Here is a 14,019-nt window from a genome sequence, read left to right as displayed (position 1 = left end):
GCCTAGCGCATGGCGCTGATGTAGGGCCGCAGCCCGAGCGCGATGTCCACGCACACCCCCAGCAGCACATCGCGTTCCACGGGGTCGAGCGGGTGTTTCAGCCACAGCCGGGTGCCCAGGATGGGTACCGGCAGCGGCTGGCCCGCTCGATCCCACCAGAACGACTCGTTGTAGAGGTCGTTCACCAGCCGCCCCACGGTCCAGCCGCCCGCGGTGCGCACCACGTCGAGCCGGCCGACTTCCACACCCATGCGGTCGAGTACGAGCAGCCGGAACAGTTCGGGTGTGCGGGGCTCGTCCGGGTCGGGCACGAAATGGAAAAGCGTTCCCGCCGTGGATCCGACGGCGGTGGAGGTGTCGGCGCGCTGGATCGAGCCGATGGAGGTGCCGTCACCGCGGCTGATGACGGTGGGCGCGGACTCCTTGGACTCCACCCACACCACCGATCCGTCGGCGTAGGTGATGCGATGCCTGCCGGTGCCGCCGTTCTTGAAGCCGAACAGGATGGCGGCCTTGGCCCCGAGCCCGTTGCCCGCGCCCTGCACCCCGGTGGCGAGCGCGTCCTCGGGCCCCACACTGAAGGTGATCTCCAGGGCGTTGTTCAGCTTGTGCACGACCCGGCCCTCGATCATGGTCGAGCGCTCCTGCGACGCCGGCATCGTTCGATCGTAGGCCGGTGGCACCAGCGTGAGGTGGTTTCGCGGCGGCACGCCGGGGGCGACGCGCGCCCCGCATTCACTTGCCGGCAGGGAAGCCCACCGTGGCGAGTGCGGTCGTCCAATCGGTCGCGATGGCGACCTGCGCGTCGCTGAGGGCGACCTTGCCGTCGCAGATCAGCGTGTGCAGCTTCGACTCGACGCCGTCCTTGGGGTTGTTCGGGCCCGCCCCGTCCTTGTGCCCAGGGGACGGCGGCTCGACCCACAGGTTGCGCGCGTCATTGGGGTCGCCGCCGAGTTCGAGGGAGATGAGGTGGTCGTACTCGCCGTCGCGGGGGTCGCCGTTGTAGCCGTAGGACTTGATGTTCTCGGTCTTCTCGCGGCCGGTGATATTGCTGTTGGGCCGAATCGAGGCGGTGTATCCCGACTTACAGATGGTGTCGGCCAGATTGGCCGCTGTCACTGTGGGATTCAGCGCGCCCGGCGTGCAGGCCGGGTCGGGCAGCGGCTCGCCCGCGGCGGTCTTGCGGTAGTGGCAGCTGCCGGGCGCGGGCTGCGCCTGCACGGTGTAGGTGCCCTGGGGTCCGGGCCCGACCGGGATCGCGGAATTGTTCTGTTTGGGCGCGGGCTGCGGAACCGCCTGGGCGGGCGCATTGGCCGGATGGGCGGCCTCCTTCGAGCATCCGATCGTCATGCTCAGGACCAGCAGAGCCATCGCAAGCCCCTTGTGCGCCTTCATAACATCCCCTGCTCGACCCGGACGGCAGCCTAATTGTGCGCTATCCCTTGGTGATCGGCCACTCGCCCACGACGACACACCGAGAGGAAAAGCGGATCCCGCCGCCCGCCGAGCAATACATACCAACCGGTTATGCTGCACCAATGACAGCAGATCTGTCGCACTCTCCGGCGACAATCCAACCGGTCGGCACCAATGGAATTCGGGGTCGCGCCATCGCGCTCGCCGGCCTGCTGCTGGGCATGGGCGCCCTGCACTTCCTCATGCCCAAGCCCTTCGACACCCTGATCCCGCCCCAGTTGCCGGGCGAACCCCGCACCTACACCCACGTTTCGGGCGCGGCCGAGCTCACCGCGGGCGCCCTGCTCGCGATCCCGCGCACCCGCGGCCTGGGCGCGCGGCTCGCCGCCCTGCTCTTCGTCGCGGTCTTTCCCGGCAACCTGTACATGGCCTACGACTGGCTGAGCAGCGACCGCGCCCTGCCGCTGAAAGCCGGTGCATTGCTCCGCCTCCCGCTGCAGATTCCGCTGGTGCTCACCGCGCGACGGGTGTACCGCGCCGCGCGGTGATCGGCCTCAGTCGGTGGTCAGGAACTCGTCGAAGGACGGGTCCGGCAGTTTGAGCTGGGCGTGGATATCACCGCCCAACCCGAAATGCCCTATCGCGCCGCCGTAGTTCTGCTGATAGCTCTGCCAGAGCACAACCACGCTGATGATGCGGTTCGCCCCCGGCAGCGCCGGATCCGGAAACGGATTGGGCAGCACCGCCCGGTAGCTCGCGGTGCCGTGTTCGTCGGTGACGAACACATTGGGCACACCCAGCGGCCCGGGCCGGGTGGGCGCGTCCGGGTCCAAGTCCTTGGCGCGCAGGGACATCACCGTGTACAGCGAATCCGGGACGAGCCCGGTGAACTCGAACCGGAACTCCGCTTGCCGCGCATCGTCCAGGTCGACGGTCACGTCCAGGGCGCCGCGTGCCCGCAGCCAGTCCCCCAGTGTCACCGGGCCGGTCAGCTTGCGTCCGTCCTCGGGCCGGAAGTCCGGGATGGGCGTCTCGTGGAACGGGTAGCTCGGCCGCGTCACGCTCGCGGCCTCGGGGAGCTGATCGGGCGCGAAGACCACCGGATAGTTGTTGGCGGGCAGCGGAAGCGGCAGCGTGTGCAGGACCCCCGCCGCGTCTTCCTCCGGCAACTCGTCGGGCAGTTCCCGCACGATCGTGTAGGCCGCCAGCTCGCCGAAGGCGGGCACGGGCGTGTCGGCCGCGACGATGGCCCGCCCCCAGCGCCGGGTGACGGTGCCGCCGGGCCCAGGGACGGTCAGGTATCCCACGACGATGAAATCGCCGTCGGCGTCGAGCACTTCGCTCGGCGGGTACAACGGCCCCTGGGTGGTCGGGGTGAGTTCATAGCGCTTGGTCACCATACGGAGAGCACTTCCTGGTCGGAGAGAAGGCGGCCCGGGTCGTCGACGGACGCGCCGACCCGGTCGGACAGGTGGATCCAGCCGGTGCCGTGGACGGCGAGCACCGCGTCGTCACCGCGATAGCCGGGGTGCGCGACGGCCCGCAGGAACGGCAGGTCGCTGGCGTGATCGCCGTAGCCGTAACTGTGCTCCCGCGCGATCCCGTGTTCACGCAGGAACTCGGTGACTGCCGCGGCTTTGGCCTCGCCGATCATGGGCCGCCACACCTCGCCGGTGAGCACGCCGTGCTCGTCGGCGACGGGCACGGTGGTGATGACATGGTCGGCTCCGACCGCCGCCGCTACCGGTTCCACGGCCGCGCCGAACGAGCCCGACAGCAGCACCGTGGCATGCCCAGAATCGCGGTGTGCGCGCAGCCTTTCCACGGTGTCGGTGTAGTAGACGGTATCGCTCGCGGCGAATTCCGCGAACCAGCGCTGCCCGGCCGCGTCCAGTGCCGTGGCCTCGACGCCGCGATAGGCCCGGTAGTAGTGCCGATTCACCTCCTCCCGCGGTGTGCCCGCCGCGGCCCGTTGCTGGATCTCCTTGGTCAGTCGCGCGTATTCGCCGCCGTCGTCCCCGTTCTCGGCCAGCCAGAACCGCAGGAACGCGAACATGCTCTTGACGGTGATCAGCGTTTCGTCGACGTCGAAGAACGCCGCGCCCGCGCTCATGCCACCTCGTCGAGGTAGGCCGCGATCGCCTTGGCCGCCTTGTGCCGTTCGATCTGCGAGATGCGTTCGTTGGGCAGGGCGGCGTAGCCGATCCGGGTGGTGGCGACGGCGCGGCCGAGCTGACGCACCTCCACCTCGATGCTGAATTCCAGCTTCCCCGGATCATCGATGGACACCGGGGTCAGCGTCGCGTGCAGGGTGGCGGGCAGCGGGAACAGGAAGGACTTGAACTCCAATTCGATGCTGTTCCACACGATGTAGAAGTGCTGTTCGGGCCAGCGGCGGCCGTACTCCAGCTCGAACGCGCCGAGGAACAGCTGGCGCACCGCCTCCACGATCACGATCCCCTGCACATGCTCGCCGGTCTGATGGTCGAGCAGTAGTTCGTTGTCGCCGTGGATCCGCAAATCCGCCCGGAACACGGTCTCCGATTCCCGGACCAGCCCGGCCAGCAGCACATTCGAGTGCTGATACTTGTGCACCTGATGGCGCGGGGCCGGTTCGGCGACCGCCCCGGCCACCCGTAAGCCCGCCGGGGCGTGCACGATCGCCACATGCTCGACGTAGTCGAGATCGTGGCGGGTGACCCCCTGCCCGAGCCGTACGGTCAACGGCTCCTCCGCCGTCCGCCAGCGGCCCGCGCGCAGCGCGGCCACCAGACCGGACACGGTGAAGGCACGATCGTCCGCGGCGATCCCGCGGAACCGGTCGGCCACCAGCAACACCTCGCCGACGGCCGCCTCCGCCACGGTCGCGGACGCCGAATCGAGCTGAGCTACAGACATTTTCCCTCCGAGAACAAGACGCTTATGGCGACGCTCGCCGCCATCCGGTCGTCACCCGGAGCACCCCACCGCCCGGAGGGTTGCCGCCCAGCGAGCCGGGGCTTCGCGCTGGAACTCATGACCGTGAGCGAAACAGTATGGGGGGCAGATACTTTCGAGAATCATTTCAACCACGCCGATCGAAACCCGGCCGTGGCGGCAAGCGCGGCGCCGATCGCCGCGAGCGCCGCGACGGCCAGGGCGACCGCCGAATAGCCGTGCCGGGCCACGAGATTGGCCAGCTGAGGGCCCGCGCTCGCGCCGACGAACAGGGCGAAGGTGTACAGCGCGGTGGCCGCGCCGCGGGCCGCACCCGCGCGGGCCGTGATCGTCTGGACGGCGGCGGGGGCGGCCACCGCGATGGCGGCGACGAACACGAACAACCAGACCGCCACCCAGACCCCGCCGAGCGGCACCGCGGTCACAGCCACGGCGAGCGCGGCGGCTCCCAGCGCGGCGACCAGCCGGGTGGCCGGGGCGATGCCGCCGAGCCGTCCGGCCAGCAGTGGAATCGCCACCATGGCGGGAATCGCGCTGGCCCGCAGGGCGAGCAGCGCGCCATTGCCGGAGCCCACACCCTCGGGCGGGGCCAGCTGGATTCCGGTGTAGATGCCCACGAAGGAGCCGAGGATCGCCAGGCAGCTCAGATACAAGAGCAGGAGGCGGGATTGCCGCAGGAGATCCGCGAACGGCGCGAACACCGACCGCAGCGGCGTAACGCCGGTTCCTGGATCACCTTCGTCCGCAAGGGAATCCGCCGACCGGACCGGCGGTTGCAGCACCACCCACAGCACGACCGCCGAGACCGCGAACGCGATGGCCCCGGCCACGAAGATCGCGTGCCAGCCCAGCGCGTTCCCGATGAGCTGAGCCAGCACCTGCGCCACCACCCCCGCCCCGAGGAACGAGCTCGTCAGGCAGGTGAGCGCGAAGATCCTGCGCTCCGGCGCGATCCGCTCCGACAGATAGGCGAACGCCGCAGGGGCGAAGAACGACGCCGTGAGCCCCTGCAGGATTCGCGCCGACAGCCCGGCCACCAGACCCGATGCGGCCGCCACCAGCAGGGTGCTCACCACGGTGGCCGCCAGCCCGCCGACGATCACCGGCCGTCTCCCCCACCGGTCCGACAGCGGCCCGGTCACCAGGAAGCCCGCCCCGTAGGCCAGCCCGAAGGCCGTGGTCGTCCAGGTTGCCGCGGATTTGGAGGTATCCCAGTCCGCCGCCAGCCGATTCAGCACCGGCAGGACCACGTACAACTGCCCGACCACGAGGATCCCGACCGCGCACACCGCGCCCACGGTGCGCCCGACCGGCGCCCACGCCTCGGTCTCCGCGGGCGCGCTCATGACCGCACGACCCGGACGCGGGCAGGGAGAAACAACGAGGTGGTCATCGAATTCCTTTCGTGGACAACGGAGTCCACGTCTATCAATCCGAGACCACCGGGCACGACGGTTACGTGCGCGCTGATCCGAAGCCGCCGGACGGCTCAGGCCAGGATGAAACTCAACTGCGGTACGAAGTTGCCGCCCACGCGGATCCACGTGTAGCCGAGCCAGACGCCGGGGGTGACCTGGCGGATCTCGTCGTACACGAACGGGGTCGGGGACGGGGCGTAGTCGAGGATCCAGGTGGGCTCGCCGTCGACGACGGACGGCCCGGTATAGACAGTGGCGGGCCAGGCTTCCAGGCCCGCGGGGGTCAGGCGGTTCTGCAGGTAGCCGCCGGTGGGACCGGTGTAGAAGTCCTTGCCGATCCAGACCAACGGTGGCCAGGGCTGCGTCTGGAGGGGGGCGGCGACCCAGCCGTCCTTCGCGCCGACCGGGACGTCACCGGGCGGGGCGTCCCGATAGATCGCGTCCAGCTGCTCGAGGGCACATCTGAACCGGAGTGAGTCCACAGTTGCTGATGTGTTGTCAGAGTACAGAACACAGCCGTTTCCACGGTCCGCGTCGGCGTGCGCGGAGACCGGGACAATCAGCGCCAGTACCCCGAATCCGACTGGGGCGAGGCTTCTTATGAGGACATTTCGGAAGATCTCACGGTATGCGCTCATGGCTGTCTCCACCGGTATGGTTTCGGACCCAGCGATGATCTTAGTTCGCTACAAAATAGCCGGTCAGCACCGTCGCCGAACCGAGATCAGATCGACGCGCACTTAACAGGAAATTGACAGGTTTCCGCTGGAAATGTCTCGAGCTTCGTGTCGATGTAATGGAGCATGAGCTCGATTCAGGCCCGCACCCCGCGCGCACGGTGGTCGTGGATCGCGACCGGAGGCCTCGTCGCCGTGGTCGCCTTGTCGGCGCTGGGCGCGCCCGCCGCCTTCGCGACCTCGCACGACCAGGCCGGGCCGGGCCGGACGCCGGAGGCCACCGCGCCCGCGGCGGTGGCCGTGCAGCATCCCATCTCGGTGACCGCCATCGCCCAGCAGATGCAGACCGCCATCCAGGCGGCCTCGCCGGGCACCACGGTCGGGATCGACGTGGTGGACACTACGACCGGGACGGCGATCGCCAGTCTCAATGCCGACCAGCAGTTCTACACCGCGTCGGTGGTCAAGCTCCTGATCGCGCTCGACACCCTGGGAAGCCAAGGCGCGCAGCCGGATCCGGATACCACCGCGAAAGTCACCCAGATGCTCTCGGCCAGTGACGACGACATCGCCGATCAGCTCTGGGAGATCGGCGGCAACGACGCGATCATCGATCGGATGGTCGCGGCGATCGGGCTGACCGCCACCACCGCGCCCGAGGACACCGCGCAGTGGGGCGAAACCCTCACCACCCCACGCGATGTCGTGGCGATCTTCCACTACATCACCGCCACCGCCCCACCCGCGACCCGCGATCTGATCCTGGGCGCGCTGCGCGACACCGCCCGGACCGCCGCCGACGGCACCGATCAGTTCTTCGGCATCCCCGACGCGCTCACCGGCAAGACCTGGGCGGTCAAACAGGGCTGGATGGACCTGAATTCGTCGACCACCCTCGACACCACGGGCCTGGTCGGCACGTCGCCGGATCAGCCCTACCAGTACGCGATCGTGGTGCTGTCGACCCAGCCGGCGGGCACCAGCTGGCCGGTGGCGGGGGCGGCGCTGACCGCCGGGGTGACGCTCCTCCACGCGGCGCTGAAGTAGGCCGAGCCCGTCACCTTCGACAACGCGGCCATCGGCCGGGCGCGCGGTACGCTCGCCGGGTTCATTCGATGTTGAAGGAGAGTTCGTGGGTAAGAAGAGCCGTCTCGCTTCGGGTTTCGCACTGGTTGCCGCCGCTGCCGCCACGATGGGCGCGACCGCCGGAGTGGCCGCCGCGGAGCGCGCGCTCACCGGACAGGAGCAGGTGTTCGTCACCTACCTGGAGGAGCACGGGGACGTGCTGGTCGATCTGGACCAGAAGCTCGCGGCCGTCGATCTGGGCAAGGCGTACTGCTCGGCGCTGGCCGCCGGGGTGCCCCGGGACCAGCTGTCGACGCGCCTGCCGGGTGGCGCGGGCGAGGACGCCGAGGCCGCGCTGGTGCTGGAAGCGGCCACGGCCCCGGGCAGCCTCTGCGGCTGACCCGTTGACGTGATGCCTGCGGGCGCAACCGGAAACGGTTGCGCCCGCAGTTTTTTTCGCGCCCACCCGTTCTATCTGATTGCGTAAGTTGTTAATTGCGTACCTTGCGGAATTCTTCAGCAATCCACATACCGCCGGGCCCGTACGGGCGTAGCGTCACCGCTCGCGAGAAACCGTCACGGCTACGAGAGGAAAACCCATGGCGGACTTGGAAGTTGCCCTGAAGGATATGATGATGCTGGACGGCGCCATCGGCGCCGCCGTCGTCGACTACGGCAGCGGCATGCCCCTGGGCATGCTCGGCGGCTCGAAATCCCTGGATCTCGAGGTGGCGTCGGCCGGCAATACCGAAGTGGTGCGGGCCAAACTGCGCACCATCGAGCAACTCGGCCTCAATGAGGAGATCGAGGACCTGCTCATCACCCTGAACAACCAGTACCACCTGGTGCGTCCCCTGCGCGGCCGCCGATCCCGCGGCCTGTTCCTGTACGTGGCCATCGACCGCGCCCGCGGCAACCTGGCCCTGGCCCGGCACCGCCTGCGCGACATCGAGGAAAACCTCGAGGTCTGACCCGAGGGCGCTGTCGCCTGCCGGGGACGGTGGCGTCAGCGCCGGGTCAGGCGCTCCATGGCGTCGTCGGGCATGCCGAAGGGGAGGTCGGTTTCGGTCTGCAAGGCCTCGGCGCGGGGCAGGTCGCGGGAATTGGCATAGAGGGACTTGTAGATTCGGTTCGAGCCCGCGGAGTTGGCGGCGATCTGGGCCGCCAGGCGGGCGACGAATTCGTCGAGGCCGACGTCGGAGACGCAGTGATTCACCAGGCCGATGTCGGCGGCCTCGACGCCGCTGATGCGGCGGGCGGTGAAGCTGAGTTCCTTGGCGCGGGCCATGCCGACACGCTCGGGGAGCCGGACCGACATGCCCCAGACCGGGGCCAGGCCCCACTGGCTGTGGGTGTCACCGAACTGCGCGGTGTCGCCGGCCACGAGGAAGTCGCAGGCCAGGGCGAGCTCGAGGCCGCCGGTGAAGCAGTGGCCGCGGATCTTGCCGATCACCGGGACCGGGAACTCCTCGAGCATGGTAACGGTCTTGGCCTCGTCGTAGCGGGATTCCAGAGCGTCGCCCGCGGCGAGCGATTCCAGGTCGTGCCCGGCGCAGAAGGAGCGGCCCGCGCCGGTGAGGACGATGCAGCGCACGTCCACGCCGGACAGCGCGTCCAGGTGGGCGCGCAGCTCCTCGAAACTGCCCGTGGTCAGGGCGTTCAGCTTCTCGGGCCGGTTCAGGGTGAGGGTGGCGACGCCGTCTTCGACCGTCTTGGTGACCAGCTCTGAACTCACGAGACACGCCTTTCCTCGGTGATCCGGCCCGCCGCCGGTCCCGTGTGGATCATGACAGATCCGAATGCCCAAACAGGGCCAATGGACGCTTGGTAATTCGGAAGCCGGTCTCCGGATACCGCCGGATCCGCCCCGTGACGGCCCGGTCGTCGAGGACCACCCAGAACATGTCCTCGAAGGGCAACTCGTCGACGTATCGTTCCAGCGTGATACCCAGGCGCACACCGGAATCCGCGCACACGAACCGATTCCGCTCGTAGGGTTGGGCCGGATCCACCGACAGCCAACCGGCTCCGGCCTTGGCGACCGCCCACACCGCCAGCACCCATTCCGGCGAGCACGGCATGCCGACCGCGAGCACCGCGTCGGGCACGACCCGCAATTCGATGAGCAAGTGCGCCAGCTGATTCGAGCGCCGATCCAGCTCACGGTAGGTGGTCCGGTGGTCGCTCCGCGATCCCTGCATACGCCCGGCTCCTCCAGGATGCTCTGCCGACGCCCCGGAACATCACCAGCTACCGACCGTGGAGCCTGCGCTGACGAGGCGAAAGTCCAGCCATAAGACAAGGTCCGGACCATTTTGACAGAGCCCGTCAACGAGAGGGCAACATTAGAGCAACCCATCGCGTGTCGGCCGGTGGACCACTCGGGCCCGCTCCGAGTCGGAGGAGTCTCCCGTGCCGGGCGTCGCCGCCCGGCAACCGGCCCGGCCACCGCGGAAACCACTGACGCGGAACGCATTCCGGTCGCTCTCCGCGGAGGCCGGCACCCGGGTCAGGTCAGCTTCAGGCTGCGGCCGATGATCTCCTTCATGATCTCGGTGGTGCCGCCGTAGATGGTCTGGATGCGGGCGTCCATGTAGGCCTTGGCGATCGGGTACTCGCGCATGTAGCCGTAGCCGCCGTGCAGCTGCAGGCAGCGGTTGATCAGGTCGAGCTGCTCCTCGGTGGACCACCACTTGGCCATGGCGGCCTCCTCGACGCTCAGCTTGCGATCGTTGAGCAATTCGATGCAGCGGTCGACGAAGACCCGGACCGCGGTGGTCTTGGTGGCCAGCTCGGCCAACACGAAACGGGTGTTCTGCAGTGCGCCAATCGGTTTGCCGAAAGCCTTGCGGTCGCGCACATACTGACAGGTCAGCTCCAGGCAGCCCTCCATGGCGGCGGCGGCCATGACGGCGATGGACAGCCGCTCCTGCGGGAGGTTCTGCATCAGGTGGATGAAGCCCTGGCCCTCGGTGCCCAGCAGGTTCTTGCCGGGGACGCGGACGTCGGCGAAGGACAGCTCCGCGGTGTCCTGCGCCTTGAGGCCGATCTTGTCCAGATTGCGGCCGCGCTCGAAACCGGCCATGCCGCGCTCGACCACCAGCAGCGAGAAGCCCATGGCGCCCGCGGCCGGATCGGTCTGGGCGACCACGATCACGATGTCGGCATTGATGCCGTTGGTGATGAAAGTCTTGGAGCCGTTGAGGATCCAGTCGTCGCCGTCCTTCACCGCGCGGGTCTTGATGCCCTGCAGGTCCGAACCCGTACCGGGCTCGGTCATCGCGATCGCGGTGATGATCTCGCCGGAACAGAAGCCGGGCAGCCAGCGCTGCTTCTGCTCCTCGTTCGCCAGCTCCAGCAGATACGGCGCGATGACGTCATTGTGCAGGCCGAAACCCAGGCCCGAGTACATGCCCTTGGTGACCTCCTCGGTCACGATGGCGTTGTAGCGGAAGTCGGCCTCGCCCCCGCCGCCGTACTGCTCCGGCACCGCCATGCCGAGGAACCCCTGCTTGCCGGCCTCGAGCCAGACCGAGCGATCGACGACGCCGTCGTGCTCCCACTGCTCGTGGTTCGGGGCCACATGCTGATCGAGAAACTTACGGAACGACTCCCGGAACAGCTCGTGTTCGGGTTCGAAAAGGGTGCGCTCCACGCCAACCTCCTACAGTGACCACATCGGCACCATCGCCTGTGTTCAATACCGTACTCGAAAGTCGAACGGAGGTTAACTTCACGGGCCTAGAAAGTGGTCCGAACTGCGACAGTCGCCATTGACGTCGCGGAACGGAGGTCCTGAACCCGGGTAAACCTACCGGGAAGTCAGAGAGCCTGGCGTCAGAGGCCGAAGCGGCCGAGGGTGCGTCCCAGCAGGCTGCGACCGCGGTCCCGGTCGCGTTCGCCGAGCAGGAAGTCGAGTTCGCCTTCGAGGGCCTTCTTCACCACGGCCTGCAGTTCGTTCGCCGCGGCGTCGGTGTCGGGGATGTCGCGCCAGGGGCTGGTGTCGATCGGGGTGCCCAGCGAGAAGTAGAAACGCTCCGGCTTGGGCACCAGGGTCGGACCCAGGCCGCGGATCAGCGGCGGGGTCAGGCTCGAGCGCAGACCCAAGCCCTCGACAGCCTTGCGCAGCGGGAACATGACCGGGTGATCGCCGTCGAAGACGATGTCGAACACGTCGTCACCGCCGACCATGGCAATCGGGACGATGGGCGCACCGGCCGCGATGGCCATCGCGGCGAAGCCGGTGCGGCCCTCCCACATCAGCTGATACTTCTGCCCCTTGCCGCGCATGGCCTCGCGGCCGCCGCCCGGGAACACCGCCACCGCTTCGCCCTGCTCGAGCAGCGTGGTGCAGTTGTGACGGTTGCCGCGCACGATTCCCCAGCGGTGCAACACATCTCGAAGCCCCGGCACATCGATGAGGAGGTTCTCGGCCAGTCCCCGCACCAGCCGATCGTGGCGCACCAGGATCTCGTGTGCGAGCAGCGGCGCGTCGGTGCCGCCCGCCAGACTGTGATTGCCGACGAGCAGCACCGGACCCTCGAGCGGGAAGTTCTCCATCCCGTAGAAGCGCGGGCTGAACCAGGCCCGCGAGGGCGCGATGATCGCGTCGATGATCCGGCGATCGGTATCGGTGAGATCGACGTGCAACGGCGCGCCGTCGGTCAGCCCCTTCGGCGTTCGTTCTTCGGACCCATGTTTGTCGTGAGACAAGGCAACCCTCCCTACGGAACCTTCGATAACTTCATGGTAACGAAAGTCCGCGCAGGTCACCGAATCAGGGCTAGAACAGGTTCCCCCGGCCGAATGAGACGAACTCGGCTTCGAGTTCCAATTTGCCGGAATCGGTCAGGCGTTCGTATTCGGGCTTCCCGCGGCCGAACCAGCGGAAGAGTAGCTCGCCGGTGTGCCAGCGCTGTTCCTGGAGTTCACGTTTGAGCACCTTGTTCGAGCCGGTGACCGGGAGGCTGCCGGAGACGCGCAGCAGGCGGGGCGCGCCCTTGGAGCCGAGATCGTCCTGGGCAGTGAGGAATTCGGCGAATTCGTCCGCGTCGAAGGCGTCCGGGTCCGCGACCTCGATGGCCGCCATCACCCGATCGCCCGAGCGCGGATCGGGCACCCCGTAGACCGCGGCGGCGATGACCGCCGGGTGCCGACGGATGACCTGTTCGATGGACAGCGTCGAGGTGTTCTCGCCGTCGACGCGCAGCCAATCGCCTTTGCGGCCGCCGAAATACAGGAATCCGGCTTCGTCGATATAGCCCAGGTCACCCGTCCAATACCAACCGTTCCGCAAACGTTCGGCATCCGCGACATCGTTTTTGTAATAGCCCTCGAATACGATCGCGCCCGCCTTGTCGACCATCTCGCCGACCGATTCGTCCGGATTCAATACGCGGCCGTATTCATCCAATACCGCGCGCGGACAATCCTCGAGAGTCTCCGGATTCACGACCGCCACACCCGGATGCGCTGGACGGCCCAGCGCGGCGGCCGGAGCCTCCGGATCCAGCGCCGCCAGGGCCGGGCCCTCGCTCGAGCCGTAACCCTCGAACAGCTCGGCCCCGAAACGGCGGCGGAACTCGGCTTGGTCGGCCACCGACGCCTCGGTGCCGAAACCGCGGACCAGGGTGGTGTCGGCGTCCTGCGGGGTGGCCGGAGTGGCGAGCAGGTAGCCCAGCGCCTTGCCCACGTAGGTGAAGAAGGTCACGCCGAAATACCGTACGTCGGAAAGGAATCCGGTCGCGGAGAACTTCGGGGTCAGGCACACCGTCGCGCCGTTCACCAGCGCCGGAGCCCACAACGCCATGATCGCGTTGCCGTGGAACAGCGGCATGCAGCAGTAGTCCACGTCCTCGCGGATGTGGCCGAACTTGTCGCTGGCCGCGTATCCGAGGATGGCCAGGCGGCGCTGGGTGCACTTGACCGCCTTCGAGGTGCCGGTCGTGCCCGAGGTGAACAGCAACAGCAGCAGGGCCTCCGCACCGGCGTGGGCGACCGGCTCGGCCGCGTGCGCCGCCACCCGCTCGACATAGGCCGGGTCGTCCACCCGCAGGAACCGGTCCGGTTCCAGACCCAGGTCCAGGGCGCCCAGCCGGGCCATGCCGGCGGCGTCGGTGACGATCAGCTGGCAGTCGACATAACGGATGTCGGCTTCCAGCTGAGCGTTGCCGCGCGTGGGATTGATGCCGACCACGGTCGCGCCCGCCAGCGCGGCCGCACCCAGCCAGAAGACGAAGTCGGGCACATTGTCCAGCAGCACACCGATGTGGAACGGCCCGTCACGCCGCAGGTCGCGAGCCAGTTCGGCGCGCGCCGCCGACTCCCGCACCACCGCGTCCCAGGTCCAGTCCCGCTCCCGGGTGCGCAGGCCGAGCCGCTCGTCACCGAGCCGGTCGAGCAGCAGGCTCGCGATGTCCGCGCGCCGCTCGACCGGGGCCTGCGCCGCCGGGGTTGCCACTGATAGGTCCGTCATGTCCGATTCGCCTTCCATCTGCCGAGTCTCG

General features: G+C 68.3%; 16 protein-coding genes and 1 riboswitch. Of the genes, 4 read left to right on the top strand and 12 right to left on the bottom strand.

Annotated elements, in window-relative coordinates; genetic code table 11:
* Positions 1-2: 2 nt before the first annotated feature.
* Positions 3-659 (bottom strand): hypothetical protein, encoded by a 657-nt coding sequence (locus ACQP06_RS12460; RefSeq protein WP_433672366.1) that lies wholly within the window; start codon positions 657-659, stop codon positions 3-5.
* Between the two features lie 76 nt (positions 660-735).
* Entirely contained in the window at positions 736-1,371 is a 636-nt protein-coding gene (locus ACQP06_RS12455; protein ID WP_433672365.1) for a hypothetical protein, read from the bottom strand.
* A 266-nt stretch (positions 1,372-1,637) separates the two neighbouring features.
* On the opposite strand from ACQP06_RS12455, the gene ACQP06_RS12450 reads away from it, so the two are divergent.
* Positions 1,638-1,964, top strand: coding sequence for a DoxX family protein (locus tag ACQP06_RS12450; RefSeq protein WP_433673299.1), 327 nt, complete (start codon positions 1,638-1,640; stop codon positions 1,962-1,964).
* 6 nt (positions 1,965-1,970) lie between these two features.
* On the opposite strand, the gene ACQP06_RS12445 is transcribed toward ACQP06_RS12450, so the two are convergent.
* The 5 genes from ACQP06_RS12445 to ACQP06_RS12425 all read right to left on the bottom strand — a co-directional run bounded on the left by ACQP06_RS12445 (position 1,971) and on the right by ACQP06_RS12425 (position 6,253).
* Entirely contained in the window at positions 1,971-2,816 is an 846-nt protein-coding gene (locus tag ACQP06_RS12445) for a hypothetical protein (RefSeq protein ID WP_433672364.1), read from the bottom strand.
* Positions 2,810-3,529, bottom strand: coding sequence for an HAD family hydrolase (locus ACQP06_RS12440; RefSeq protein ID WP_433672363.1), 720 nt, complete (start codon positions 3,527-3,529; stop codon positions 2,810-2,812). The genes ACQP06_RS12445 and ACQP06_RS12440 overlap by 7 nt, the downstream gene beginning before the upstream one ends.
* Positions 3,526-4,314 (bottom strand): AfsA-related hotdog domain-containing protein, encoded by a 789-nt coding sequence (locus tag ACQP06_RS12435; protein ID WP_433672362.1) that lies wholly within the window; start codon positions 4,312-4,314, stop codon positions 3,526-3,528. Before ACQP06_RS12435 ends, ACQP06_RS12440 begins: the two co-directional genes overlap by 4 nt.
* 13 nt (positions 4,315-4,327) lie before the next feature.
* Positions 4,328-4,437: riboswitch (SAM riboswitch) on the bottom strand.
* Between the two features lie 38 nt (positions 4,438-4,475).
* Positions 4,476-5,699, bottom strand: coding sequence for an MFS transporter (locus ACQP06_RS12430; RefSeq protein WP_433672361.1), 1,224 nt, complete (start codon positions 5,697-5,699; stop codon positions 4,476-4,478).
* A 143-nt stretch (positions 5,700-5,842) separates the two neighbouring features.
* Positions 5,843-6,253: a hypothetical protein gene (locus ACQP06_RS12425; RefSeq protein ID WP_433672360.1), complete on the bottom strand. Its 411-nt coding sequence runs from the start codon at positions 6,251-6,253 to the stop codon at positions 5,843-5,845.
* A 321-nt stretch (positions 6,254-6,574) separates the two neighbouring features.
* Here ACQP06_RS12425 and ACQP06_RS12420 point away from each other — a divergent pair, with 321 nt between their 5' ends.
* The 3 genes from ACQP06_RS12420 (at position 6,575) to ACQP06_RS12410 (ending at position 8,484) form a co-directional block, all read left to right on the top strand.
* The gene (locus ACQP06_RS12420; protein WP_433672359.1) at positions 6,575-7,495 is read left to right on the top strand and encodes a hypothetical protein; all 921 of its coding nucleotides are present in this window, start codon (positions 6,575-6,577) and stop codon (positions 7,493-7,495) included.
* An 85-nt stretch (positions 7,496-7,580) separates the two neighbouring features.
* A complete protein-coding gene (locus tag ACQP06_RS12415) occupies positions 7,581-7,913 on the top strand; it encodes a DUF732 domain-containing protein (RefSeq protein ID WP_433672358.1) in 333 nt (110 codons plus the stop codon).
* A 199-nt stretch (positions 7,914-8,112) separates the two neighbouring features.
* Positions 8,113-8,484 carry a hypothetical protein gene (locus ACQP06_RS12410; protein WP_379277652.1) on the top strand — a complete coding sequence of 124 codons (372 nt, stop codon included), beginning with the start codon at positions 8,113-8,115 and terminating at the stop codon, positions 8,482-8,484.
* Positions 8,485-8,519: 35 nt separating this feature from the next.
* Here ACQP06_RS12410 and ACQP06_RS12405 read toward each other — a convergent pair whose 3' ends face one another.
* From ACQP06_RS12405 to ACQP06_RS12385, 5 genes are all read right to left on the bottom strand, one after another.
* Complete coding sequence (locus ACQP06_RS12405; protein ID WP_433672357.1) at positions 8,520-9,248, bottom strand: enoyl-CoA hydratase/isomerase family protein; 729 nt, start codon at positions 9,246-9,248, stop codon at positions 8,520-8,522.
* 49 nt (positions 9,249-9,297) lie between these two features.
* Positions 9,298-9,714: an AMP-binding protein gene (locus ACQP06_RS12400; RefSeq protein ID WP_433672356.1), complete on the bottom strand. Its 417-nt coding sequence runs from the start codon at positions 9,712-9,714 to the stop codon at positions 9,298-9,300.
* Between the two features lie 308 nt (positions 9,715-10,022).
* Positions 10,023-11,168, bottom strand: a complete 1,146-nt coding sequence (locus tag ACQP06_RS12395; RefSeq protein ID WP_357096590.1) for an acyl-CoA dehydrogenase family protein — start codon at positions 11,166-11,168, stop codon at positions 10,023-10,025.
* Positions 11,169-11,350: 182 nt separating this feature from the next.
* On the bottom strand, positions 11,351-12,226 hold the full coding sequence (locus ACQP06_RS12390) for a lysophospholipid acyltransferase family protein (RefSeq protein WP_433672355.1): 876 nt from the start codon (positions 12,224-12,226) through the stop codon (positions 11,351-11,353).
* A gap of 70 nt (positions 12,227-12,296) precedes the next feature.
* Positions 12,297-13,988: an AMP-binding protein gene (locus ACQP06_RS12385; RefSeq protein ID WP_433672354.1), complete on the bottom strand. Its 1,692-nt coding sequence runs from the start codon at positions 13,986-13,988 to the stop codon at positions 12,297-12,299.
* Positions 13,989-14,019 lie beyond the last annotated feature (31 nt).

It is taken from the genome of Nocardia sp. CA-136227 (assembly GCF_050955695.1).
GTDB lineage: Bacteria > Actinomycetota > Actinomycetes > Mycobacteriales > Mycobacteriaceae > Nocardia.
Note: the sequence above shows the minus strand (reverse complement) of the source record. Positions and strands in the feature narration are given on the sequence as shown.